Origin of the sequence: Anaerocolumna aminovalerica, from assembly GCF_900115365.1 — a bacterium.
GTDB lineage: Bacteria > Bacillota > Clostridia > Lachnospirales > Lachnospiraceae > Anaerocolumna > Anaerocolumna aminovalerica.
On record NZ_FOWD01000015.1, the window covers coordinates 1 to 23,129 of the forward strand.

24 protein-coding genes and 1 pseudogene are annotated in these 23,129 nt (G+C 35.5%); 17 read left to right on the plus strand and 8 right to left on the minus strand.

The window, feature by feature from the left end:
* From BM183_RS21010 to BM183_RS09835, 15 genes and pseudogenes are all read left to right on the plus strand, one after another.
* Nucleotides 1-120, plus strand: a pseudogene (locus BM183_RS21010) (IS200/IS605 family transposase); the annotation flags it as partial.
* Between the two features lie 522 nt (nucleotides 121-642).
* Nucleotides 643-1,104 (plus strand): GyrI-like domain-containing protein, encoded by a 462-nt coding sequence (locus BM183_RS09775; RefSeq protein ID WP_091686541.1) that lies wholly within the window; start codon nucleotides 643-645, stop codon nucleotides 1,102-1,104.
* Between the two features lie 205 nt (nucleotides 1,105-1,309).
* A complete protein-coding gene (locus tag BM183_RS21260) occupies nucleotides 1,310-1,435 on the plus strand; it encodes a hypothetical protein (protein ID WP_276326329.1) in 126 nt (41 codons plus the stop codon).
* Nucleotides 1,436-1,569: 134 nt separating this feature from the next.
* The gene (locus BM183_RS09780) at nucleotides 1,570-2,316 is read left to right on the plus strand and encodes a copper homeostasis protein CutC (protein WP_091686543.1); all 747 of its coding nucleotides are present in this window, start codon (nucleotides 1,570-1,572) and stop codon (nucleotides 2,314-2,316) included.
* A 139-nt stretch (nucleotides 2,317-2,455) separates the two neighbouring features.
* The gene (locus tag BM183_RS09785; protein ID WP_091686545.1) at nucleotides 2,456-3,286 is read left to right on the plus strand and encodes a MerR family transcriptional regulator; all 831 of its coding nucleotides are present in this window, start codon (nucleotides 2,456-2,458) and stop codon (nucleotides 3,284-3,286) included.
* 223 nt (nucleotides 3,287-3,509) lie between these two features.
* Nucleotides 3,510-4,244, plus strand: coding sequence for a DUF6773 family protein (locus BM183_RS09790; RefSeq protein ID WP_091686546.1), 735 nt, complete (start codon nucleotides 3,510-3,512; stop codon nucleotides 4,242-4,244).
* A complete protein-coding gene (locus BM183_RS09795) occupies nucleotides 4,204-4,398 on the plus strand; it encodes a helix-turn-helix transcriptional regulator (RefSeq protein WP_091686548.1) in 195 nt (64 codons plus the stop codon). The genes BM183_RS09790 and BM183_RS09795 overlap by 41 nt, the downstream gene beginning before the upstream one ends.
* Before the next feature lie 243 nt (nucleotides 4,399-4,641).
* Nucleotides 4,642-5,373 (plus strand): PdaC/SigV domain-containing protein, encoded by a 732-nt coding sequence (locus BM183_RS09800; protein WP_091686549.1) that lies wholly within the window; start codon nucleotides 4,642-4,644, stop codon nucleotides 5,371-5,373.
* A gap of 150 nt (nucleotides 5,374-5,523) precedes the next feature.
* Nucleotides 5,524-5,982 carry a GNAT family N-acetyltransferase gene (locus tag BM183_RS09805; protein ID WP_091686551.1) on the plus strand — a complete coding sequence of 153 codons (459 nt, stop codon included), beginning with the start codon at nucleotides 5,524-5,526 and terminating at the stop codon, nucleotides 5,980-5,982.
* Between the two features lie 431 nt (nucleotides 5,983-6,413).
* Nucleotides 6,414-6,977 carry an alkyl hydroperoxide reductase subunit C gene (gene ahpC / locus BM183_RS09810; RefSeq protein ID WP_091686552.1) on the plus strand — a complete coding sequence of 188 codons (564 nt, stop codon included), beginning with the start codon at nucleotides 6,414-6,416 and terminating at the stop codon, nucleotides 6,975-6,977.
* Between the two features lie 10 nt (nucleotides 6,978-6,987).
* Entirely contained in the window at nucleotides 6,988-8,517 is a 1,530-nt protein-coding gene (gene ahpF, locus BM183_RS09815; RefSeq protein WP_091686554.1) for an alkyl hydroperoxide reductase subunit F, read from the plus strand.
* A gap of 385 nt (nucleotides 8,518-8,902) precedes the next feature.
* Nucleotides 8,903-9,112 carry a helix-turn-helix transcriptional regulator gene (locus BM183_RS09820; protein WP_091686556.1) on the plus strand — a complete coding sequence of 70 codons (210 nt, stop codon included), beginning with the start codon at nucleotides 8,903-8,905 and terminating at the stop codon, nucleotides 9,110-9,112.
* A complete protein-coding gene (locus BM183_RS09825; RefSeq protein WP_091686557.1) occupies nucleotides 9,102-9,512 on the plus strand; it encodes a DUF2178 domain-containing protein in 411 nt (136 codons plus the stop codon). Before BM183_RS09820 ends, BM183_RS09825 begins: the two co-directional genes overlap by 11 nt.
* A 437-nt stretch (nucleotides 9,513-9,949) precedes the next feature.
* Complete coding sequence (locus BM183_RS09830; protein ID WP_091686559.1) at nucleotides 9,950-11,050, plus strand: alkaline phosphatase family protein; 1,101 nt, start codon at nucleotides 9,950-9,952, stop codon at nucleotides 11,048-11,050.
* A 232-nt stretch (nucleotides 11,051-11,282) separates the two neighbouring features.
* Entirely contained in the window at nucleotides 11,283-11,849 is a 567-nt protein-coding gene (locus BM183_RS09835; protein ID WP_091686561.1) for a GNAT family N-acetyltransferase, read from the plus strand.
* Between the two features lie 65 nt (nucleotides 11,850-11,914).
* Here BM183_RS09835 and BM183_RS09840 read toward each other — a convergent pair whose 3' ends face one another.
* The 7 genes from BM183_RS09840 to BM183_RS09870 all read right to left on the minus strand — a co-directional run bounded on the left by BM183_RS09840 (nucleotide 11,915) and on the right by BM183_RS09870 (nucleotide 21,356).
* Nucleotides 11,915-14,395 carry an ABC transporter permease gene (locus BM183_RS09840; protein WP_091686563.1) on the minus strand — a complete coding sequence of 827 codons (2,481 nt, stop codon included), beginning with the start codon at nucleotides 14,393-14,395 and terminating at the stop codon, nucleotides 11,915-11,917.
* A complete protein-coding gene (locus BM183_RS09845) occupies nucleotides 14,379-15,065 on the minus strand; it encodes an ABC transporter ATP-binding protein (protein WP_091686565.1) in 687 nt (228 codons plus the stop codon). The genes BM183_RS09840 and BM183_RS09845 overlap by 17 nt, the downstream gene beginning before the upstream one ends.
* 59 nt (nucleotides 15,066-15,124) lie before the next feature.
* Entirely contained in the window at nucleotides 15,125-16,276 is a 1,152-nt protein-coding gene (locus tag BM183_RS09850) for a HAMP domain-containing sensor histidine kinase (protein ID WP_170847952.1), read from the minus strand.
* On the minus strand, nucleotides 16,264-16,938 hold the full coding sequence (locus BM183_RS09855) for a response regulator transcription factor (protein WP_091686568.1): 675 nt from the start codon (nucleotides 16,936-16,938) through the stop codon (nucleotides 16,264-16,266). Before BM183_RS09855 ends, BM183_RS09850 begins: the two co-directional genes overlap by 13 nt.
* Before the next feature lie 353 nt (nucleotides 16,939-17,291).
* Nucleotides 17,292-18,524: a glycerate kinase type-2 family protein gene (locus BM183_RS09860; RefSeq protein WP_091686569.1), complete on the minus strand. Its 1,233-nt coding sequence runs from the start codon at nucleotides 18,522-18,524 to the stop codon at nucleotides 17,292-17,294.
* Between the two features lie 95 nt (nucleotides 18,525-18,619).
* Nucleotides 18,620-19,987: a GntP family permease gene (locus BM183_RS09865; RefSeq protein WP_091686570.1), complete on the minus strand. Its 1,368-nt coding sequence runs from the start codon at nucleotides 19,985-19,987 to the stop codon at nucleotides 18,620-18,622.
* Between the two features lie 211 nt (nucleotides 19,988-20,198).
* Nucleotides 20,199-21,356, minus strand: coding sequence for a CdaR family transcriptional regulator (locus BM183_RS09870; protein WP_091686572.1), 1,158 nt, complete (start codon nucleotides 21,354-21,356; stop codon nucleotides 20,199-20,201).
* Between the two features lie 233 nt (nucleotides 21,357-21,589).
* Between BM183_RS09870 and BM183_RS09875 the strand changes: the two genes are divergently transcribed.
* On the plus strand, nucleotides 21,590-21,844 hold the full coding sequence (locus BM183_RS09875) for a helix-turn-helix transcriptional regulator (RefSeq protein ID WP_091686573.1): 255 nt from the start codon (nucleotides 21,590-21,592) through the stop codon (nucleotides 21,842-21,844).
* Complete coding sequence (gene def / locus BM183_RS09880) at nucleotides 21,826-22,278, plus strand: peptide deformylase (RefSeq protein WP_091686575.1); 453 nt, start codon at nucleotides 21,826-21,828, stop codon at nucleotides 22,276-22,278. Before BM183_RS09875 ends, def begins: the two co-directional genes overlap by 19 nt.
* 207 nt (nucleotides 22,279-22,485) lie before the next feature.
* Here def and BM183_RS09885 read toward each other — a convergent pair whose 3' ends face one another.
* Nucleotides 22,486-22,941 carry an AraC family transcriptional regulator gene (locus BM183_RS09885; RefSeq protein WP_091686577.1) on the minus strand — a complete coding sequence of 152 codons (456 nt, stop codon included), beginning with the start codon at nucleotides 22,939-22,941 and terminating at the stop codon, nucleotides 22,486-22,488.
* Nucleotides 22,942-23,129 lie beyond the last annotated feature (188 nt).

Consider the following 23,129-nt stretch of genomic DNA (forward strand, 5'->3'; position numbering starts at 1 on the left):
GCCAAAAAGATTCAAGAATATATCAGAAATCAATTAATGGATGATCAAGCATATGACCAACTGAGTCTCAAAGAATATATAAACCCGTTTACGGGTGAGCCAGTAATAAAAGGTAAATAATAAAAGCCCTTGTTAGGGCTAAACCAGAGAAAAAGGTGCGGTTAGGGCTTTTATTTTCGAAGGGCCTTTGAGGCCTATGCCGGTAATAGTCCCTTACAGGGACAGAACAAACCACCAGTTCTCACTGGTGGTCATGATTTATTACCTGGATATGTGCATTGTATTTTCTCTTTCACTTGGCTTTTAGTATGTAGGTGCGTGTGCTGAGATATTGTGCTGGAGATACCAACAGATACGAATATCTTCGATTGGTATACCCTTTCTGTTCAGCTTTATCCTGCGAATGTCATGAGCCGATTTCAATTCCTGCACTTGTGCACTCTTAATAAGAAGCTGTCAATTTCACGAATCCTGGTCCTTCCCACGTTATTGTAGAAAATGAAAACATATGAAGATACATATCGAAATGTACACAGATTGGTGGTGAATATAGTTTATTAATTTTATTTGATATGATATTATCGTATTAGGAATTTATAAACAGAAATTTAAAATTAGATTTACACTTGAGGAGGAGTTTTGATGAAAATTGAAAAATGTACAAAGGAATCATTCGTTGTCATTGGAAAGGAAGGTTCTACAAACGATGGTACAGGATTTATTCAAAAACTTTGGGAAGATGCTAATTCACATTTTAATGAAGTGGCACATTTGGCAAAAAGAGATGACAAAGGAAATCTTCTTGGAGTTTGGGGGGCAATGTCCGATTTTTCTCATTCATTCAAACCATGGGTAAATGGTCGGCAAGGATTATATCTTGCCGGCGTTGAGTGCTATAATGAAGCAAAAGCACCAAGGGGATGGGTGAAATGGGTGGTACCCGGATATGAATATATCTATGTTGAGAATAAAGATAGTAACACTTTTTCAAGTGTTATTCAGTATTTAAAAGAAAACAATATTTCTCTTGCAGGTGCGGTGCATGATTTTAATTGTCCTGAATCCGGGAAAGAATACATGTTTTTTCCTATTCGTAGCTTATAATGTTAAATTACCAAATAGAAAAGAATTTGTGGTTTCGAAAAAATGATAAAAGCAATGTATATTTCAAAATAACAGATAAAATTTAGTAAAAGAGGTTAACAGACATAAATAATTTGAAATTTGGAAAAAGGCATATTGAATCATAAAGAAACATTAGGCTTAGAAACAAATAGATTATTGCTTCGAAATGGAAGGAGGATGTTTGATGGTTAAGATACTGACAAGTGGATTTCCAAATGGATTTCCCAATGATTTTAAAAGAATAATAAAGACATATTTCCGAAGAGCTGCTGGAACTTTCCGAAAAATATCCTTTGTACGGAATATGTGATAACGGTGCTATCATATGCACCCATGAAAATACTTTGTACACAGGTGATGTATTTTTAATAGATAACAGAAGTGTAAAAAGTGTACATTGATTATTAGAAATAAACAAGCTGCAAATAGGAGGCAATAAAGATTATGGAGAATTATATCTTAGAAGCATGTGTTGATAGTGTTGAGTCTGCGGTAATAGCAACGGATGCAGGTGCAAACCGCCTGGAGTTCTGTGCCAATCTGGTTATTGGAGGGACAACCCCTACTTTGGCTATGTTTCAACAAGTCCGCAAGCGTTGTGATAATAAAATTCATGTATTAATACGTCCAAGGTTTGGAGACTTTTGTTACACAGAGGATGAATTTGAGGTAATGAAAGAAGAAGTAAAACAATATAAGAAATTTGGCGCAGAAGGCATTGCAATTGGAATATTAACACCTGAGGGAGAGCTAAATATGCAGCAGATGGCGGCTTTAAGAAAAGAAGCAGGGAATATGTCAGTTACCTTACATCGGGCGTTCGATATGTGTAAAGACCCCAAAAAGACATTAGAACAGGCAATAGAGTTAGGTATCAATGGAATCCTTACCTCAGGTCAGGCCAATGACTGTGTAACTGGTAAAGACTGCTTAAAGAAATTGTACCAAGAAAGTAATCATAGAATCGATATTCTGGTAGGCAGTGGAGTCAATGCCAGTGTAATTAAGGAAATATATCAGCATACTGGCGCAACCTCATATCATATGTCAGGAAAGAAAGCTGTCAATAGTGCTATGGTTTATCGGAAGGAGAACATCTTTATGGGTTTAGATGGCTTTGATGAATATAGCATTTGGCGAACAGATAAAACAGAGATTGAAAGGGCAGTAACTTTATTAAAGGAGTTATAGAAAAGAAGATTGGATTTTATTTGTTCTTATCAGGGCTGTCATACCAATAGAATTTATAGAAAAATACTTGAAAATACTTGACTGTAAACTTTGTTTATACTTTAAAATGCCTATATAAGAACAAGTAAGGAGCTTTGCTATGATAATAAAAGAAGTTGAAGAAAAGACAGGTCTAAGTCGTTCAAACATACGATTTTATGAAAAAGAAAAACTGATAGCCCCAGATAGGAATGTGAACAATGGATATCGAGAATACTCAGAGCAGGATGTTGAGAAAATTAAGAAAATTGCCTTTTTAAGAACATTGAATATTTCTATAGAAGAAATAAGAAAAATATTGGTTCAGGAAATTGGATTGTATGAAATTATTTCTAATCAAATTAAAATACTTGATATTCAGATAGAAGAGCTGCAATTAGCAAAAGCTATATGTTCTAAAATGTTACAATCTGATAATAATATTAATAATTTGAAAGTGGAACAATATGCTGATAATATTGATGATTATTGGAATAAATATCATAAAGTATTTAAGCTGGATTCCATAAGTTTCATATGTATGTGGGGTGGTTTTATTACATGGGGATTGATTACCGCACTATGTTTAATTGTTGCTGCTTTCATATATTCTATCCTGCCAGAACAAATACCCATTCAATGGAGCGAAGGAAAAGTTATGTCGTCAGTAGCAAAGAAATTTATATTTGCATATCCTTTGTCCTGTATTATTATCCGATTCATATTAAAACCTTTTATTAGGAGATGGCTGCAAATTAATGTATTTGATAGTGAAAGCATTACGAACTATATAACAAATTTTATGTGTTTTGTTGCTCTTTCTGTTGAGATATTCACTATTCTATTCATTGCTGGGATATTAGAGCATGTTACTATTATTCTGTTTATTGATACAGCGATATTTATGGGAATATTGTTTTGGAGTTTGAGTAAAAAAGGAGATAGAATTTGAATTCTGTCTCGTACTTAATTAAAAATGGGCCGCAAAGTTCCAAATCAGGGACTTTGCGATTTTTTACGCTAAAGTTAAATTATCACCAATACAACCTCAAACACTCAACTTCAACCTCAAACCTCAATCATTAAGCAAATTAGCAAAATGTAATATATATATTGCATTCTGCTAAAATATGTGATATTATAATTGCCATAAATGGAAAGTGAGGGTACAGAAAATGAAAAAGAGCAAAAAAATCAGGGATGAAAGAATTGAGAAAGCAAGTAATAAACTTAGTGCCTATATGTATATTTATATGTTAATTACACTAATGGTTTTATTTGCAATAAAATTAGTGAAAGGAATTTCTCCGGAACGATACATAATTGAAATATTATGCTTTACAATATCTTGTATATATATGATAATTTCTTTAAGTAAATATAGCATTAAATTGTTTACAAAATACGATGATGAATTGAAAGAAATAAAGACAAAAATATTATCAAAATGCGGAATGATATGCTTTTGGATTATTATTTTAGGTGAATTTGTTTTACTATTCCCTGGGTATTTACAAACAATAGATATTCTGTTTTATGCGTTAATTTGGGGAATTCCAGCATTATGTATTACATTTTACTCAATTAAACATGGTTTGTTAATTTGGGGCGGAACCAAACGAAAGGCTTCAGGAAAAAATGATTTGGCAATAAGAACTTCTATAGGTGCAATCTTTTATGGAATACTCATGGGGGGATCAAAACTCTACAGCGCTGGAACATTCCATGCTAGTGGTTTCATATGGATAATTGGATTGGCTCTAGGTTGGGGACTTCCATTTTACTTTATTTTCAACTTATTTGTAAACCAAGGTGAGAAAAATGCTGATAGACAAGTTAAAGAGGCAGAACGGGAGGCTGGTATAATACATGAAAAACAAGCGAATGAAAATAGCCAGGATAGAAAATGATTTATCTCAGGAGCAATTAGCCGAAATAGTAGGTGTGTCACGACAGACAATTGGTTTAATTGAAGCAGGAAATTACAATCCAAGTATTAATTTATGTATTTCAATATGTAAAGCTCTTCACAAGACTTTAAATGATATATTTTGGGATGAATAAACAAAACTTCGATAGGATACAACTAATGATGAAAGAAATGTAAGATAAAATTAATTAAAAAGTCAATCTATACTAAGGTAAATGTTATAAACTATAGAAATAGTGTTATATCATCTAGATTCTATTAGGAGTTTAGCGAACTATAATTTATAGAAGTATGATAAATAGAATTGATAATACTGTGATTAAAATTTTAATAAATTGAAGGTTTAACTCAAAAATCAAAGAATAGAGGTTTTTACTATGAAGAAAAGAAGAATTATTTATGGAGTAGCTTTTTTTGTGATTTTGTCTCTATTAGCCTTACAAAAAAATCATATTGAAGCAGCTTCTGAGGCAAAGTATGAAATACGAAATGAAAAAGTAACATATAAGGATGGAGATACTGTTAGAGGAATAGTTTATTTTCAATATCCCCAATTAGAAGGAAATTCAGCTGAAATCAAAAGAATCAACAAAGTTTTAGAAAATGCTATGAAAGCATATATGAAAGATGAAAAAGCAGAAAGGCTTAAGGAGTATACATCAATTGCTATTGATAATCAGGGTTTTTTTAACGAGAAAGAACAATATTATTGGAAAACTAATTGTAAGATAACCTATAATGAGAACAATATTATAAGTGTACATATGAAAGAAAGGTGGTATGCAGGCGGCGTCTATAATCAGAAGGATTACGGATACACCTTTGATTTAAAGACCGGTAAAACTCTGACCGCGGTTGATGTAATCGGTAAGAAGCACAAAGAAGTAACCGATAAGGTATTATCAAGTGCCAAGGCATATTTAAAAAAGAATTATAAAGACAGCTATGACGTGGTGTGGAAGGATGTTTCTACTATAATTAAGTCTTATGATGCTAAAGATTTTAAGTTTTATCTGACACCTGGGAAGGCTCGCATCTGCTTTGAAAGCTATGAACTAAACTTAGGAACAAGTTATCAGGTTTTTTCTGTTAACAGCATATATAATTAAAAATTATTGTTGATTTTGGGTTTGGTTTTATAGACTTTGTTAACCTTAATAATAAATAATGGGGAAAGGAGAAGTAAAATGAGTAAAATAAGAATAGTGAATGGGGGAAACACTTTAAAATAACCTCTGTAATTCTAAGGAGGAAATTTAATGGTTGTTTATATTGAAGACAAGAAACAAAAGGAATTGATTTCAAGTACTATATTGGCTGATCTGCCGGATTGGTTTGGCTTACCGGATAGTACTGCTGAATATGTAAGATGCAGTAAGGAAATGCCATTTTGGGCAGAGATTGAAAACGATACAGCGAAGGGGTTTATTTCTTTAAAGGAAACTAGTTCATACACAGCTGAGATTTATGTTATGGGGGTATTAAAGGCAATACATAATAATGGCATTGGGAAGAAATTATTTGAAGCATTTTATTCTTATGCAAAAGAACATGACTATTCATTTATACAGGTAAAAACAGTTCAGGAAGGTCATTATGACGAATATGACAAAACAATTCAATTTTATAAAAAGTTAGGTTTTAAAGAATTTGAATGTTTCCCTACATTATGGGATGAATGGAATCCTTGTCAAATTTATATAATGGCAATTAAGTAAGTACTGATTTGTTAATAATAAATTAACTAAGGAGTACTTTGAGGTAAAATTATTGGTAGTAAAAACAAAATAGATTTGAAAGAACTTAGAGGCCGTTACATTTAAAGTAAATACTTACTTTTGTAACAGCCTCTTTTTTTACACCTTTGAAAACCAAATTAGTTCCCACTGATCAATATAAATATATTATGAACCGCTATCTTCTGGTGAAATACTATTTCAAGGGTATTAGAATTAATGACTTGAAATAGACCACAATGTTAAAAAGATTGGTTTCTATAAAATAATAATAATTTTTTAGAAGTTGTACTTGACAGAATGGATACCTATGAGGTAAACTTTAATAAACAATAATGATAACCATTATCATTATTTAACAACTATTGTTTTTCATTAATTAAATAATAAATAATATCTCAGGAGGTAAGATTATGTCATTAGTCGGAAAAGAAGTACAACCATTTAAAGCACAGGCTTATCACAACGGAAAGTTCATTGATGTTACAGAAGAGAATTTTAAAGGAAAGTGGAGCATCCTTTGCTTCTATCCTGCAGATTTCACTTTTGTGTGCCCCACAGAACTAGAAGACTTACAAGATAACTATGAAGAACTCAAGCAATTAGGTGCAGAAGTTTATTCTGTATCTACAGACACTCATTTCACACATAAGGCATGGCATGATACATCAGAAGCCATAGGTAAGATAACTTATATTATGATTGGTGATCCCTCTCATACATTATCCCGTAATTTTGATGTATTAATAGAAGCAGATGGACTTGCTGACCGCGGTACTTTCATTATTGATCCGGATGGTGTTATTCAATCAGTAGAAATCAACGCCGGAAATATTGGACGTGATGCAAGTATTCTTATTAATAAGATAAAAGCGGCTCAATATGTAAGAAATAATCCCAATGAAGTGTGCCCTGCAAAATGGAAGGAAGGTTCTGCTACTTTAAAACCAAGTTTGGATCTTGTTGGTAAGATATAAGGAGTGAATTATGATACTGGATGCTGATATAAAACAACAATTGGCTGAGTATCTTAAACTTATGGAGAATGAGGTTGTGATAAAGCTAAGTGTTTCATCAGGCGAAACCTCAAATGACATGGCGGCTCTGGTTAATGAACTGGCAGCCATGTCCTCCAAAATTAAGATAGAACAGTCTGATTTACCCAGAACACCGGGTTTTAGCATCAATCGTATAGGTGAAGAAACCGGAATAGTCTTTGCAGGTATCCCGTTAGGCCATGAGTTTACATCTCTGGTATTGGCGCTGCTGCAGGTAAGCGGCAGGGCACCCAAAGTGGATGATAAAATCATTGAACAGATTAAAGGGATTAAGGGTAAATATAACTTTGAAACCTATATAAGTTTAACCTGTCATAATTGCCCTGAAGTAGTGCAGGCCCTTAATGTAATGAGTGTTCTTAACCCGGATATTACTCACACAATGATTGATGGAGGGGTGTTCAAAGAAGAAGTAGAGAGTAAAAATATTATGGCAGTGCCTTCTGTTTACTTAAACGGAGAACCTTTTGGCAACGGAAGGATGACTGTAGAAGAAATACTTGCTAAACTTGGAAGTACCTTAGATGTATCTGAATTCTATGACAAAGCACCATATGACGTATTAGTAATAGGAGGCGGTCCTGCCGGCAGCAGTGCTGCTGTTTATGCAGCAAGAAAAGGTATTCGTACCGGTATCCTGGCGGAAAGATTCGGAGGACAGGTTAGAGATACGTTAGGTATTGAGAATCTAATCGGTGTCAAATATATTGAAGGAACGAAACTTTCTGATAATTTAGAAGCCCATGTAAGAGATTATGATGTGGATGTTATGACTTTACAGCGTGCAAAAGGATTAAGCAAGAAGGAATATATAGAAGTTGAATTGGAAAACGGAGCTGTTCTAAAAAGTAAGACCCTTATTCTGGCTACAGGTGCCCGCTGGCGTAATATTGGGGTACCGGGAGAAATAGAGTTTAAGAATAAAGGAGTGGCTTATTGCCCTCATTGTGACGGCCCCCTGTTTAAAGGAAAGGATGTAGCAGTAATTGGCGGAGGAAACTCAGGAATTGAAGCAGCAATTGATTTAGCAGGTATAGTAAACCATGTAACTGTTCTTGAATTTTTACCGGAATTAAAAGCGGATAAAGTACTTCAGGAACGTTTATATTCTCTGCCCAATGTAACTGTATATAAAAATGTACAAACAAAGGAAATCACCGGAACTGATAAAGTAAATGGTATTACTTATATTCACCGTGATACGAAGGAAGAACATCACATTGAATTACAGGGTGTCTTTGTTCAAATTGGATTGGTACCTAATACAGATTGGTTAGGGGATAGCGTAGAGCGTAACCGTTTTGGTGAAATTCTAATAGATGAGCATAATGCTACCAATATACCGGGGGTTTTTGCAGCAGGAGATTGTACCAATAGTCCATATAAACAAATTATTATATCTATGGGTTCAGGAGCTTCTGCGGCTCTTAGTGCATTTGATTACTTAATAAGAAATTGAAAAAGAATAAAATTCTTATAATAGATAAAAGATATTTGAAGGAGAATTTTTAGTTATTATAATAAAAACTATGGGATTGCTTATTTTAGGAAAGGCTCTATATTTCTAAAATAAGCAATTTTTTTAATTATTAGAATTTTCTCAAACTGAAACCCACTTCATTGCTGCACTAAGAGCTATTTTAATGTTTGCGTCTATAATTCATATTTTTGGGCATGCCAAATAAGTCTCTTGCATAGTCGTCCATTTTAATCAAATTAGAGCGACGTATAATACTTGTATTGGAATTTTTAATGTAAAGTACACTTGACATTGAGGCTGAGTTATGTTATATTTTAATGTAAAGCTAGCTTTACATCATTCCAGGAGAAAGGAGCACTTGTTTTTGAAAAATAGGATTAGAGAATTCAGAGAAGAACTAGGTTTTACCCAACAATATCTTGCGGAAAAAGTTAATGTTTCAAGGCAAACGATCATTTCACTTGAAAACGGAAAGTACAATCCATCAATATTTTTGGCATATAATATTGCAAAGGTATTTAATATGTCCATTGAAGAAGTATTTATTTTTGAGGAGGATAATTATGAATATTGATAAGTATATTAAAAAGGGTTTGATTTTTTCATTGATTTTTATATTTATAGGAATATTGGCAGGAATAACAGGTTTTGTTTTTGATTATCATCTTGAATTAATGAGAGGGTTAACTGTGGGATTTCTTCCTACCGGAATTGGAATGTTGATTTTGTACAAATATTCCAATAAGAAGCCTGAGCTGAGAAAGAATATTGAACTGGAAAATGAAGAAAGAAATATATTTATTAATACAAAAGCGGGATATATGGCATTTTGGATATGCTATTTCTATGTGTTCCTAGCCGTTTTGTTGAATCAGATCGTGGATATACCAGTCACGCCGTTTCTAATAATCACTTTATGCCTTATGCCAATTGTATACTTTGCATTAGTTATAATATATCATAAGAAATATTAATCTCTAAGATAATTATAAGAATCTTGTGAATACGGAAAATTGAATTCACCAGAAAGTCTCTCTATATTGCATTTTAGCAGATATCCTTAGCAAAACCACAAGGATGTCTGCTTTTAATATCTAACCCTAATCCAAGGAAGGTATGGATAAAAATCAATGTTCTATGCACCGCAACTTGATTTTATCATTAAACACTTCGTTCAATAAGAAATCTTAAAAAAAGTCTGCCTTAGCTCCATTGTATTCTTTATATTCAACAGAAGAAATCAACGACTTAACTATATTAAGTTTAATATTGGAATTGAACATAATATCATAAATCAAATATGAAATTGTATGGTGAAAACAATGTATTTATGGTAGTATTGTTTCAATACATTTAATCACAATAGTTTACAATTGTGATTAAAATTCCTTATAAAAACAGGAGATGGAAAATGTTTCAGTATCTTAATTATGAAAAAAGTATATTGAGTTTAATAAATTCAATTGAAAAATATTATGGGATTAAAAATGATCATTCCACGTTAAAAATAGCCGATACAATTCTTGAAAACAGATATCGAAATGTAGTTGTGATGGTTTTTGATGCAATGGGAAGCAGAAATCTTCAAGAGATGTTGCCGGAGAACAGCTTTTTAAGAAAGCATATGTTGAATGAAATATACTCAGTATTTCCGCCAACAACTACTGCAGCAACAACTACTTTAGAAAGCGGATTAGCGCCCTCAGAACATTCGTGGCTTGGATGGAGTTTGCATTTTTCAGAAGTAAAAGACAATGTGAATATTTTTATTAATACCAATGATGTTGGTAAAGTTGTGGCCGATTATCATGTTGCCAACCGATACATTCCTTATAGAACTGTTATTGATAAAATTAGGGAACAGAAGGATATTAGAGCAGAGTCCATATCACGATTTGGAACTTATCATGTAGAAAGTTTTGAAGAAATAATAGATAGTGTTGAAAAGTTATGTAATGAGGATGGGCGTCACTACCTCTATACTTACTGGAATGAGCCGGATTCTTCCATGCACACCAAAGGGGTTACAAGTGAAGAAGCTATTACATGGGTGAAACGGATTAATTCAGAGATAGAAAAGCTTTGTAACAAACTTCAGGATACAGTGATATTCATTATTTCCGACCATGGGCATATTGATGGAAGAAATGAATATATTGGCGACTATCCGGACATTGTAGATACATTAAAATGGCTACCTTCTATAGAACCCAGAGCTTTGGCTTTTTATGTTAAAGAAGGAAGAGAGAAAGAGTTTTGTAATGCTTTTTTGCAACATTTTGAAAAAGATTTTATATTATTATCAAAACAGGAAGTTTTAAAACAAAATTTATTTGGAACTGGCAATAAGCATCCTAATTTTGAAGAATTTTTAGGAGATTATCTGGCTGTAGCAGTCAGCGACGTATCGATTTTTAATTCCAGAGAAGAAGCAAATCAGTTTGTAGGAGTACACGCCGGAATGACGGAAAAAGAAATGCTGGTTCCACTTATTGTTGTGGAAAAAAGATAGTCAAAGCTTTTAATATTTAGAATAGATATTGTTTTTGTGATGCCCAGTCTAACTTGATAAATAGGTAATACATGTATGACTTAGTGTTATACCGCTTATGCGTTATGATAAATATTTTATGAAAGGAATGGTTTTCATGGTGAAGAATATTATTACAAAAATAAAGCGTGCAGGGAGGGTTCACGCAGAATAACCCTCCTAATTTTTTATGGAGGTCTCTAGAAGAGTTCATATGCAAATAAATAAAGAAAATTTAACAATAAGAAGCGCAAGAGTAGAAGATGCAAAAGTATTAACGGATTGGTGGAATGATGGAAACATCATGGCACATGCAGGCTATCCTAAAGGATTGAATCAAAGTATTGAGGAAACCATAGCTCAGATTAAAGAAAATGAAATAAGATTATCCCAAAGATGCATAATCGAAGTAAATGGCATAAGGATCGGTGAGTTGAGTTATGGGATTGGTGATGGATTCGCAGAAATCGGCATTAAGATATGTGATACTTCTTATCAAAACTGTGGGATAGGAACAAAATTGCTGAATATGCTGATTGAATTTTTATTTACCGATGAAGCTATTAATACAAAGGTTAAGATTGAGAAAATTATTCTGGATACAAATTTAAAGAATAAAAGAGCCCAGCATGTATATGAGAAAATTGGGTTTACCAAATTACGGGTAAATAAAGATGCATGGGAAAATCAAGTAGGAGAAATGCAATCAAGTGTAGATTATGAAATGACACGGGAACAATTTCAAAAGTTACAGTCAGTGAAATTTGGTGGAAGTCAATAAAGGCAATTGAAAAAATAGGTTTTTAAAAGAGTTTGGTCGACTATTATAATAGTCGACCAAATTGCTTATTCAACCCTTTCTATTGATTCTACAATATTCATTTTTGCAATCTTTTTTAGGGGAATACAGGTTGCCATTAAGCAAGCTACAATTGAAAATAGGGTTGCTTCTGTTATGGATAGAACCGGAATGGATACGAGCTGTACCGTATCTGTGGCGGCCGCGTTCACAAAAATGGTGGAGATATATCCTCCTATGCTGCCAATCACAGCGGCAATAATACCATAATATGCACCTTCCCATAAGAAGGTTTTATAAAGACTTCCGGCACTCATACCAATAGCACGCTGCACACCGATTTCAGTCACACGGGTATGGATGTTGGTATAGACTGTATTGATGATATTCAGAATGCCAATCAACCCAACAAATAGAATAAGTCCCCATGCAAGGAGGCGAATCCTCTCGTAGCTTTCACGGAGCTGCTGGTCGGTGTTTTCGTAGGAAAGGTAGATACCCCCTGTTTGTTCGCATATTGACTGAATTGTCTGTTCTACCATTTCACGATTTGCAACCTCTGAAATAGTAAGATAAATCTCCGTATAATTACTTTTCCCGGTGATTTGATCATATACCGTATCATAGACAATGATTTGAACGCCGTTTGTAAAGCCTTCGTTCTCCATGGTAATTGGATTGCTAAGTTCACCAACAACCCTAAGAGGTTTTCCATTTACTAAAATCGTTTCTCCGGCTTTGATTGCAGTATTTGTAATCCGAGTATCTCCATAAGACATTGGTACAGGGTTTTTGATGAAACAAGCCCTGCCATCTTTTATTGACTGCAAATCCTGTTGGGAAAGGGAGGGTATTTGTGAATATATTCTCTGTTCATCTATTCCTGCAATGTGAAGGGTTTCCCCCGGTTGCAGGGAAAAAGAGGTTTCAATATCAGGGATATTTCCTGTTTTATCCGGTATATACAGACTGTACTTTAAGGTAGATAATGCACTGACACTGGAAGTGGATTTCAAACTTTCCACGGCTTTGGGCGAAAAACCTGCGGTTATGTTTGTAATGGAATAATCCCCAAGGTGCATTTGCTGAATACTGGCTGAAGTGTCCAAGAGTCCGGAAAAACTCTGTAAAGCCACGAAAACGGTTATACTCATAACAAGGGATAAAATCGTAATGATCGTTCTGCCTCTATTACGTTTCATGTTCATGCGGGCATAAAATGCTTCAAAACTGCGGATTCGTCCTGTTTTGCGGTTTCTGCGCTTTATATTTACAACTTGTCCCGACATAGCCATTGTAGGAGACACTTTGGCGGCATAACGGGCAGCAGGCATGGCAGCAACAAAGGCAAAGAATAAGGATATAGCCGCACTAATAATAAGGGGCAGTATTTTACCGCCTGCGTTTTCACCTATCAATGCGGTTACCTCATCTTTTGAGCCTGCCATAAAGAGTTCAGGGGAAAATAATCCGGTTGCTGCTGTAGTAATGCCTTTAGCAGACAAAATGCCAAGAATTGCGCCTACAGGGATACCAATGCTGCAAAGTATGGCAAGCTGTAAAGAAACAATTGTGTATAGTTTACCACGCTCTGCGCCCATTGCCCTAAGTGTTCCGTACTCCTTTACCCGTTTGGTGACAGCAATTTTTAGGATATTATAGATTACTAGTCCAGCGGCAAACAGTACAAGGGCACCAATTAATAGACCTGCAACCAGCATGAAGGAGAAACCAGAATCAGCACCTGCTTCTTTGTTAGCCCGGTAATCAATCCTTATTGCAGAAAGGAGAACGTCGTTATATTGAATGCAATATTCAGGAATGGAATATATCTGCATTAAATCGTCAATGGTGCTTTGAAATGTTCTTTTACCAGTTGTGCGAAGGTCTACAGAATAAATCTGATATTTTTCCGGAAGCAATATTTTAGCTGAACCTGCTCCTACAATACCGGTTGCAGTACCTGAAACATAGCCTACATAATTTGCCTTCAAAATGCCTGTTAATACAAAATCATGGGAATATTCATATGGAACAACGGTATCACGCAATAAGGAAATGTGTATGTTAAGGGAGATAGTATCCCCTATATCACCTTCAAAATGGAGTAAAGACAGAACATCCTGGGGTAAGGCTATTTCTCCGGCATTTTCCGGCAACCGCCCCTTTTCAAGCTGGGAAATTCCCTGGTAAGCAGTAAGTGCACCACCTTCATATTCCCGAAGTTGGAGGGAAATGGTGCTATTTGGAATATCTGATATTCCCATTGCAATCACTTTACCTATATAAGAAAGACGGCTGTCATTTGATAGTGCATCTGCCTGCTCCTTTGTAAGCTGATGTAATGTGGCGTATCGATTACCGTTCAGATAGGCTGCCTGTTGCCCCCGCATAGCATCTAAGATGCCTATAGACTGCCCAACCACAGTGGTCATCATAGTAGAAAGAGTAATTGCAATTAAAACCAGAACCCAGGTTACTTTCTGTGTCCATATTTCTTTTGGTGCAAGGCTATAATAGGATTTCATCTTGCTTCACCTCCCTAAGGACTCCGTCTATAATGACAAATTGACGGTCTGCCATTCTGGCAATGGCACTGTCGTGAGTGATGATTACAAGTGTCTTACCCATTTTACGCCAAATGTCTTTCATTATTTCTATAACCTCACTGCCACTTTTACTGTCAAGATTTCCTGTGGGCTCATCGGCAAAGATAATATCCGGCTGTGCAATTAAGGCCCGTGCAATAGCAACCCGCTGCTGTTGGCCTCCCGATAACTCATGGGGTAAATGGGAAAGTCTATCGCTGATTCCAAGTAAATCTGTAAGCTGTTTTAAATACGTGTCATCGGGCTGCTTTTTGTCAAGGAGCAGGGGCATAATAATGTTCTCCTTTGCAGTCAGTACGGGCAGCAGGTTGAATTGTTGAAAGATAAAACCAATACGCTGTCTTCGAAAAGCGGAAAGCTCCCGGTCAGTGAAACTGTAAATGTCCTTCCCATTGTAGGTAAGGCTTCCGGATGTTGGTTTATCAAGTCCGGACAGCAGATGCAGCAGAGTACTTTTTCCGCTGCCTGAGGGTCCTATAATAGAAATAAAGTCGTTTGCGGTGATTTCTAAATTGACCTTATCCAATGCAACGACCCGGCTTTCGCCGTTACCGTAGATTTTTGAAAGCTCTTTTCCTTCAATATTCATAAAAAACACTCTCCTTTTTATTTATAAGAAGAGTGTAATTAAGAGATCTCAAAAATCCCTCAAGGTTTCAAAATATGAAAAGCAGCAATTGCTTTTGCTCCCGTTGGTGTGTTTTCTAATGTTAAATTTCCACCATGTTTTTCACACAGCAGCCGGCAAATATAAAGCCCCATACCGAAATGTTCCTGTTCTGTGGCATTATCGTCCCGTAGGAAAGGGGTTGCCCCTTTATGAAGAATAATAGAGGAAAATCCAGGACCGTCATCGGAAATTTCTAATACAATTCTGTCTTGCTCATAAGAAAAGTGAACCCACACCAACTTCTTTGCATAACGGAGTGCGTTATCAATCAGGTTTTCCGCCGTGTTTTGGAGAATGTATGGATCAATCCATATCTGCCTGTCTTCACCGTGGCAGGAGAAATTAAATTTTTTTCCTGTATTTTTACTTATTATGGATAAACTATTTTCTAAATGATTGCATAATGTCCCCCAATCTACAGACTGAGGGGAACATTTTAATTCTTCTAATTTTTGAGCACTTGTCATAGCTTCCACATAGGTTTCAATACGTCCCGTATATTGGGTGATCAATGAAATAGTATTTTTTGCATTTTCAACAGTTAAAGAATCTTGTCCCAAGGCTTTTTGCAATATTTTAGCGGAACCTTTTAAAACGGTAACCGGGTTTCGCAAATCATGGGAAAAGGCAGCGTTTAGCCGTTTCCGTTCCTCCATCTGCCGCCAAAGTTCCTGATTGTTTTTAAGCAGTTCCGTTCTCATGGTTTCAAAGGCGGTACAAAGGGTGCCAAGTTCATCATCAGCATATTTTTTCACTGTAAAATCAAGGTCCTGCCCTTGGATACGCTCCGCACTCCTTTGAAGAACAGACAGCGGTTTTTTTAGTTTTATCCGGTAAAAAAATATGTCAGCAAGAAAAAGAGAAAGGATAACGAAGAATATAGGCAGAATTAATTGTAATACATTCAAAGCCTGAATACGCCAATCATTATTTAATGGGGTATATTGGGTTTTCATATCAGTTGATAGGCTGCCAAAATCCACAGTGAATTGACCGGATTTGAAAAAGCTGTCTCGTAATGCAACGCAGCCAGCTATTGAAGCAATACTAAGCATAAAGGCAACTGTTAGAAATAGTATGGTAATGGTAAAAAAGGATTTTTTCAAACTCATATTCCTTATCCGTTCCATTTGTAGCCCACCCCCCATACTGTTTCAATATAGTTATGGAGAGAAAGAGCTGCAAACTTCCCTCGTATTTTGCGGATATGTTCCATAATTGTATCATTGTTACCATTACCTTCCAGACCCCATACCATTTCATAAATTCGTTCCCGGTCAAACACTTGCCCGTTATTCGTAGAAAGCAGTTCCACAATATCAAATTCTTTTTTGGAAAGCACAACAGGGGATTGATTGACCGTAATTTCACGCTTTGAATAATCAATGGACATTTCCCCAAAAAATCGCAGGACAGACTGTTCCTGTTTTCTGTTTTCCCGCCGAAGATGTGCAGATACTCTTGCCCCCAGCTCGTCAAGATCAAAAGGTTTTACAATATAGTCATCAGCTCCCACACCGAAACCTTTAATTTTATCCACTGTTTCCATTCGGGCTGTTAAAAACAATATAGGACATGACATATGTTCTCGGATACGCTGGCACAGGGTAAAACCATCGATTTCCGGCATATTTATATCAAGTAAAATAATATCAGGTTGACAGGATATCTTTTGCAGCGCTTCTTTTCCGTTATATGCGGTATAGACCTGATAACCGGCCATTTCAAAATAGCTCTTCATCATGGTGACAATGCCTTTTTCATCGTCAACTAACAAAATCTTATTATTCACCCGTTCGCCCTCCTTTCGTGATGTAACTATTTTATTAAATAAATCTCAAGATTTCCTCAAGACTCAAGATTCAATCAAAACTCAAGTTTTCCTCAAGACTCAGGGTTAAAATTATAGGACTGCATTATATATTATACCATTTTTCCTGCCAGGTAGTATAGGTTTCCGAACCATGCCAGCTGCCGGCAACTTGGTATGAATGGAGCAAGTAATCAGCAGAGTAATGCAAAGTTCACTATACTAACAAAAAGAGACTGCCGCAGCATAGAATGAATACACCAGAGAGATAGAGAGTCAAATTGAAGTTAAGGTCAATTTCCGGTGTGCACATTCCTTTTGCAACAGTCCCTATATTATCTTTTTATCAATAGAACAGACAAGTCATTTACATTAGTACCAGTGGGGCCTGTCTTAATAAGTCCATCACATGCCTGAAGCCCGTGATATGCATCATTGTTCTCAAGAACTTTATAAATGTTAATGCTTTTATCTGTAAGTACATTTTGTGTGTTACCATCTACATAACCACCGGCAGCATCAGTCGGTCCATCGGTTCCGTCTGATCCTACGGAAAAAATTGCTGTATCCTTTAAACCGGCGATACCTATTGCTGATGCAAGTGCCAGTTCTTGATTTCTACCTCCAAGTCCATTACCTTTTACATGTACCACAGTTTCACCTCCGGCTATAAATGCAAGAGAATTATCCCTATCGCTATAATATCTTGCAATAGAAGAGAGGAAACTTCCAGCTTCTTTTGCTTCGCAGGAGAGGCTGCTTGTAAGTACAATGGGTTCATAACCTAACTGGATACATTTTGTTTTGGCGGCTTCACAAAGCTGGGTGACACTGCCGGTAATTTTAGTGGTTACATTTGTAAGCTGATGGGGTGTTTCTATATCCATCAATTCTTTAATTTCTTTTGGCTGTTTTAATCCATATTTGGCTATGATTTCTCTTGCCTGGTCACAGGTGGAGTTATCTGGATAAGCAGGGCCGGAAGCAATCATGTCCAGCGGATCGCCGATAATATCCGATAAAACAATTGAAAATACACGGGCAGGTTCACATAATTTTGCAAACTTTCCACCCTTTACCGCTGACAAACGTTTTCGAATAGTGTTCATTTCCACAATATCAGCGCCACTGGCAAGAAGCTGCTTTGTTATATCTTCCAGCATTTCCAGAGGAATAAGGGATTTTTCAAAGAGTGCTGATCCCCCGCCGGAGATAAGTAATAACACTGTGTCATTAGATGAAAGTCCCGTTACGAGACGAATTGCTTGTTCAGTAGCTAAGATAGAATTTGCATCTGGAACCGGATGCCCTGCTTCATAAATTCGAACATGAGGCAATTCTCCTTTAGAGTGGTCATATTTTGTAATTACAACGCCATCATTAATCTGGTCAGTGAGTATCTGGCAGGCAGCTTCCGCCATAGTCCAGGCAGCTTTGCCAATCGCAACAAGCAGAAGTTTTCCACCAGAAAAATTTTCACCTTCCAATGCTTTTTTTACTGCATTATCCGGAAGAGCTGCAGTAATTGCTGCATCAATAATCAGCTGTGCATCATTTCTAAGATTCAAGAATACGGCTCCTTTCTTAAGAAACTTTTGAAAGAAGGGGCTGTTGCAAGATAATTGATCTGCAGCTAACTCCCTTTTATAGTAATTATATATTATTATCTAACTAAAAAATAGACAAAATAGACATTAATAATTGCAGAAAGACCTACCAAGAGAGTACCAAGGGTCTGCGTTTTATATCCATCCTCTACGTCCATTTCACCAAAATTCGTTACTACCCAGAAGTAACTGTCATTTGCATGAGATACGGTCATAGCACCGGCACCAATTGCAATAACTGTTAAAGCGGCAAGTGTAGAAGTGCCAAGTCCGATGGTGGTAAGCATTGGAGCAATTATACCCGCTGTTGTTGTCAATGCTACAGTAGAAGAACCCTGTGCGGTCTTTAATATTGCGGATAATAAGAATGGGAATAACAAGCCAAGTGCTGATAAAGCAGTGGAATTATCCTTTATAAAATCAACCATGGAAGTGGAAGCAATTACATTACCAAGAACTCCGCCTGCAGCAGTGATAAATAAGATAGGTCCGGTAACTTTTAAGGTTTCATTGGTAATTTCATAGAATTCTTCTGTCTTTTTCTGGTTAACCAGTAGAATAAGCCCGAAAACAACACCAACTGCTATAGCAATTATGGGAGTTCCAAGGAATGTTATAATTGCTACCGGCTTACCAGCCATTGAAAGGGCAGAAGATAGCCCCATAAGTATAATTGGAACAATAATTGGAGCAAAGGAAAGGAATGCATTTGGAAGTTTGCCGTAACTTGCAACAAGTTCTTCGTATGTTTGAACAACCTCGTTTCCACCTGCATCTGCTTCATCATGTGCCTTTACTTTTTTACCGATGCTAATTGCAAAGAAATAACTTGCAATTAGAGGAAGTATGGAACAAATAGTACCAAAACCCATAACAAGCAGTAAATTAGTTTCCTGGCCCAGACCTTCGTATAATGTATTAGCAGCAGCAATTGGACCAGGGGTAGGAGGAATAAAGCAGTGGGAAATATAAAGGCCCATTGAAAGTGCTACAGTACATGCTACAGATGATTTCATGGTACGTTTTACAAGAGCTTTACGTATTGGATTAAGGATTACAAAACCACTGTCGCAGAATACCGGAATCGATACAATCCAACCCATAATAAGCATTGCAAGTTCCGGATTCTTCTTACCTACCAAACGTACCACACTGTCTGCCATCTTAAGGGCAGCCCCTGTTTTTTCTAATAAGGTACCAATCAATGCACCTAAAATGATAACGATACCAATACTTTTAAAGGTATTACTGAATCCGGTACCGATAACCCCAGGAATTTCAGTAAGTGGAATCCCCGCAACAATTGCAAAAAGCAGAGAAATGGTCATAATCGAGATAAATGGATGAATCTTCAGCTTTGAAATTGCCACAATCATAAGAATAATGACTATTACAAAAGCAATAATTAATGGAACACCTGACATAACAAAATCCTCCTTCATTATTATTGGATAATCCAATGTAAACCACCAAGTATACTATGTGGTTATTTTACCTTATATACGATTCAATAACAATATTACCGAAAACAAATATTATTGAATAACATTGTTACATATAACATCAAAGTAACTTACCATATAATAATTATACATAAGACATAAATAATTTAAGAAAGAGGAGGCGGGATTTTTCCTATAAATATTGCATACTGTCATAAATATCCCTATAAAAGTAAATTGCAATATAAAATAAGGATGAATGCCGGATAGATCTGGGATCATAGCCTGTTCGTTCTGCTATACGCTTCAGTTTATTTTGAAGAGTATTTTTATGAATGAATAAACGCTCAGAGGCTTTATTAATGGAACCTTCTAAATCGTATAAAGTTTCCAGAAGTATCATTGAATGGCGAATTTCTTCATTTGAAAAGCCTTTAAAGATTCGATGTATAAACTCTTGCTTTGACAATTCACTGATTTCATCCGTAAAGACTTCCATATTAAGATCATCATAAAATCGGATATCTCGTTTATGTGTCCGCATACAGGCCTTATTTGCTTTTTGTGCCCGTATTAAGGCAGTTTGTGCAAATTCAAAATTATCTACTTTACTATCTATTCCAATTGCCAGGTATACCGGGAATTTTTCTTCCACCTGCTTTTTTAATTCCTTTGCCAATGTTTCCGCATTTGAATCGGATATTGCAGTGACTGCACATACAAGTGTAGAACCGGCTTTATAATAAAGGTTTAATGCATCCAGATCAGATACACTTTTCTTTAAATACTTTTCTGCTTGTTCAATTACCTGCATAGTTTGCAAGTTTTGACTATTATTAGGGATATAAAAACTGCATACCAAAATACGGCGGGGTATTGTAATGTCAAATCCCAGAGCCTTGCCTCGTTTTACGAAATCCGTAGTAATATTTTTGGCTTCTCCATTTAACCATTCAGAAAGATAGCGGTTGCATACATTTTCCTGAAGCTGCTTTTGCTCTACAGAGTAGGTATTTTCAAGGATAAGTTCAGTCATACGCTTAATAATCAGGGCGCTGTTTACAATTTCTTCGTATTTGCCTGTAATTCCTAAAACTCCTATAATATAGCCTTGCAGTTTAAGAGGATAATTAATTCCTTGTAAAGCCCCGTTAAATTCTCCATCATAATGAACAGCAATCTCATCAATCTGATTTTCTATGATACGAAGGGCACCTTCGTGAAAGCTGCCTATTCGTAATGGGTCAGAGCTTGCAATGATAATACCTTTTTCATTCATAATGTTAATTTTTAAGGGAATAACAGAGTTCACTTCTTTGACAATATTTGATGCAATTTGTACGGATAACATTAAGACTTTACCTCCTTAATTTTAAATCCTATGTGGATTCCCCGGATATTTTAAATGCAGTATATCACCACCATTATTACATTTCTTATGAGAAAAGGTCAATGAGTTCTGCTTTAAATCTAAATTTTTGTTGGTGTGTTACTCCATATTTTTATAAAATTGTAAGGTTGACTTTACATGTAAAAGCATTTATACTTAATGTAAGGTAAACATTACAGAAAGGGAATGGATAAATGAAAAATAGAATAAGAGAATTACGGGAACAGATGGGATTAACCCAGGAACAATTAGGAGAGATGGTGGGGACCTCAAGACAAGCTATTTACGCAATAGAAACTGAGAAATTCGAACCTTCCATCTGGCTTGCCTATGATATCTCAAATGTATTTGAATGTTCCATAGAAGAAGTTTTTATTTTTGAAGAAAGCCCACGTAAGTCAAGAGCTGAAAGCAGTAGGAGGGACAGCCAATGGCTATTAGACAAATAAGATTTAATGATGATGAAATATTACGAAAAAAATGTAAAGAAGTACAGGTAGTAAATGATAGAATCAGGCAAATCCTTGATGATATGATGGATACTTTGCACCATACAGAGAACGGAGCAGCTTTAGCGGCTAACCAAGTAGGGGTATTGAAAAGGTTGGTTGTTATTGACTATTGCGACTATTATTTGAAGCTGGTTAATCCTAAAATTGTAGGCTGCAGTGGAGTTCAAGAGTGTATAGAAGGCTGCTTGAGTTTTCCTGACCGTTTTATAAAAACCATTCGCCCTCAAAAGGTAACCGTCCAGGCATTAAATGAAAATGGTGAAGAAGTCCTGATTATTGGAGAAGACGAAATGGCAAAATGTTTTTGTCATGAAATTGAGCATTTAGACGGTAAAATCTTTTTGGATAGAGCAATTGAAGAAATGGGATAATTATAATACATGCAATACCCTATATAACAGTTTTACAACTGGGTGTTTTTAATAGTTTTAGTTATTATTACCGCACAGAACATATACTTTAGACAAAGTCTTATATTCTGCGCGGTATTTGAATAACCTTGCTTTATTTTAATAAACCCAAAATAATTATTTTTAGTATATTAAACTTATAATAAATAAGTTGCTATAAGAACAAATTTAGAAAATTGGAACACATATTTCACAATAATGTTCTTTAAGCAGTTTCGTCTGATATCTTTCTAATATAGGTTTTGATTCATCTAACTGCAAGCCTTGCTTAAATAATTCCGGGAAAATTGAAAGCCATGCTTTTTGAACTGCTTCAGCAGTATGCTTTATTTTAAAAACAGCATAATTTCCACCAGGTATACAACCATCGCTAATAGAATCCTCATTAATACAGTAATTATCAGGAATAACCAAACAAGCATCATAGCGGCAAGTTTCAGGATCTACCAATACAGGATTATCCTGTGCAATTCCAAGTATAATAGACTGTTCATCAAGTAAGCTGTTAGAATTAGCCCATATTTTTAATTTTTCCATTGTTTGTACATTGTTCTGACCATAAGGACCAATTTGTCTTATATAAGCAATTCTGTAAAATGGGATAGTTTCAATTTCTATATTCAATATTTACTTTCCTTTCTTTTTTAAAGTACATCGATGTCTGAAATCATCCTATAATGATATAAAATATATTGCAAGTTCTTTTTTTAAATTTTTCCAAAATGATATTAAAGCCCATTGGTATTATAGAAGATGAGGCAGGGGATGGGAGTTGAAATTAAACGATACAAGTAATTAACAAACGTTGTTAA

Bases quoted from the DNA above. Each gene is read 5' to 3' on its own strand.
- BM183_RS09790 (WP_091686546.1), top strand. From the start codon at position 3,510: ATGAAAAAGAGCAAAAAAATCAGGGATGAAAGAATTGAGAAAGCAAGT.
- BM183_RS09840 (WP_091686563.1), bottom strand. From the start codon at position 14,395: ATGAAATCCTATTATAGCCTTGCACCAAAAGAAATATGGACACAGAAA.
- BM183_RS09870 (WP_091686572.1), bottom strand. From the start codon at position 21,356: ATGTTATCCGTACAAATTGCATCAAATATTGTCAAAGAAGTGAACTCT.
- def (WP_091686575.1), top strand. From the start codon at position 21,826: ATGGCTATTAGACAAATAAGATTTAATGATGATGAAATATTACGAAAA.
- BM183_RS09775 (WP_091686541.1), top strand. From the start codon at position 643: ATGAAAATTGAAAAATGTACAAAGGAATCATTCGTTGTCATTGGAAAG.
- BM183_RS09850 (WP_170847952.1), bottom strand. From the start codon at position 16,276: ATGGAACGGATAAGGAATATGAGTTTGAAAAAATCCTTTTTTACCATT.
- BM183_RS09875 (WP_091686573.1), top strand. From the start codon at position 21,590: ATGAAAAATAGAATAAGAGAATTACGGGAACAGATGGGATTAACCCAG.
- ahpF (WP_091686554.1), top strand. From the start codon at position 6,988: ATGATACTGGATGCTGATATAAAACAACAATTGGCTGAGTATCTTAAA.
- BM183_RS09795 (WP_091686548.1), top strand. From the start codon at position 4,204: ATGAAAAACAAGCGAATGAAAATAGCCAGGATAGAAAATGATTTATCT.
- BM183_RS09845 (WP_091686565.1), bottom strand. From the start codon at position 15,065: ATGAATATTGAAGGAAAAGAGCTTTCAAAAATCTACGGTAACGGCGAA.
- BM183_RS21260 (WP_276326329.1), top strand. From the start codon at position 1,310: ATGGTTAAGATACTGACAAGTGGATTTCCAAATGGATTTCCCAATGAT.
- BM183_RS09785 (WP_091686545.1), top strand. From the start codon at position 2,456: ATGATAATAAAAGAAGTTGAAGAAAAGACAGGTCTAAGTCGTTCAAAC.
- BM183_RS09865 (WP_091686570.1), bottom strand. From the start codon at position 19,987: ATGTCAGGTGTTCCATTAATTATTGCTTTTGTAATAGTCATTATTCTT.
- BM183_RS09800 (WP_091686549.1), top strand. From the start codon at position 4,642: ATGAAGAAAAGAAGAATTATTTATGGAGTAGCTTTTTTTGTGATTTTG.
- BM183_RS09780 (WP_091686543.1), top strand. From the start codon at position 1,570: ATGGAGAATTATATCTTAGAAGCATGTGTTGATAGTGTTGAGTCTGCG.
- BM183_RS09805 (WP_091686551.1), top strand. From the start codon at position 5,524: ATGGTTGTTTATATTGAAGACAAGAAACAAAAGGAATTGATTTCAAGT.
- BM183_RS09825 (WP_091686557.1), top strand. From the start codon at position 9,102: ATGAATATTGATAAGTATATTAAAAAGGGTTTGATTTTTTCATTGATT.
- ahpC (WP_091686552.1), top strand. From the start codon at position 6,414: ATGTCATTAGTCGGAAAAGAAGTACAACCATTTAAAGCACAGGCTTAT.
- BM183_RS09835 (WP_091686561.1), top strand. From the start codon at position 11,283: ATGCAAATAAATAAAGAAAATTTAACAATAAGAAGCGCAAGAGTAGAA.
- BM183_RS09830 (WP_091686559.1), top strand. From the start codon at position 9,950: ATGTTTCAGTATCTTAATTATGAAAAAAGTATATTGAGTTTAATAAAT.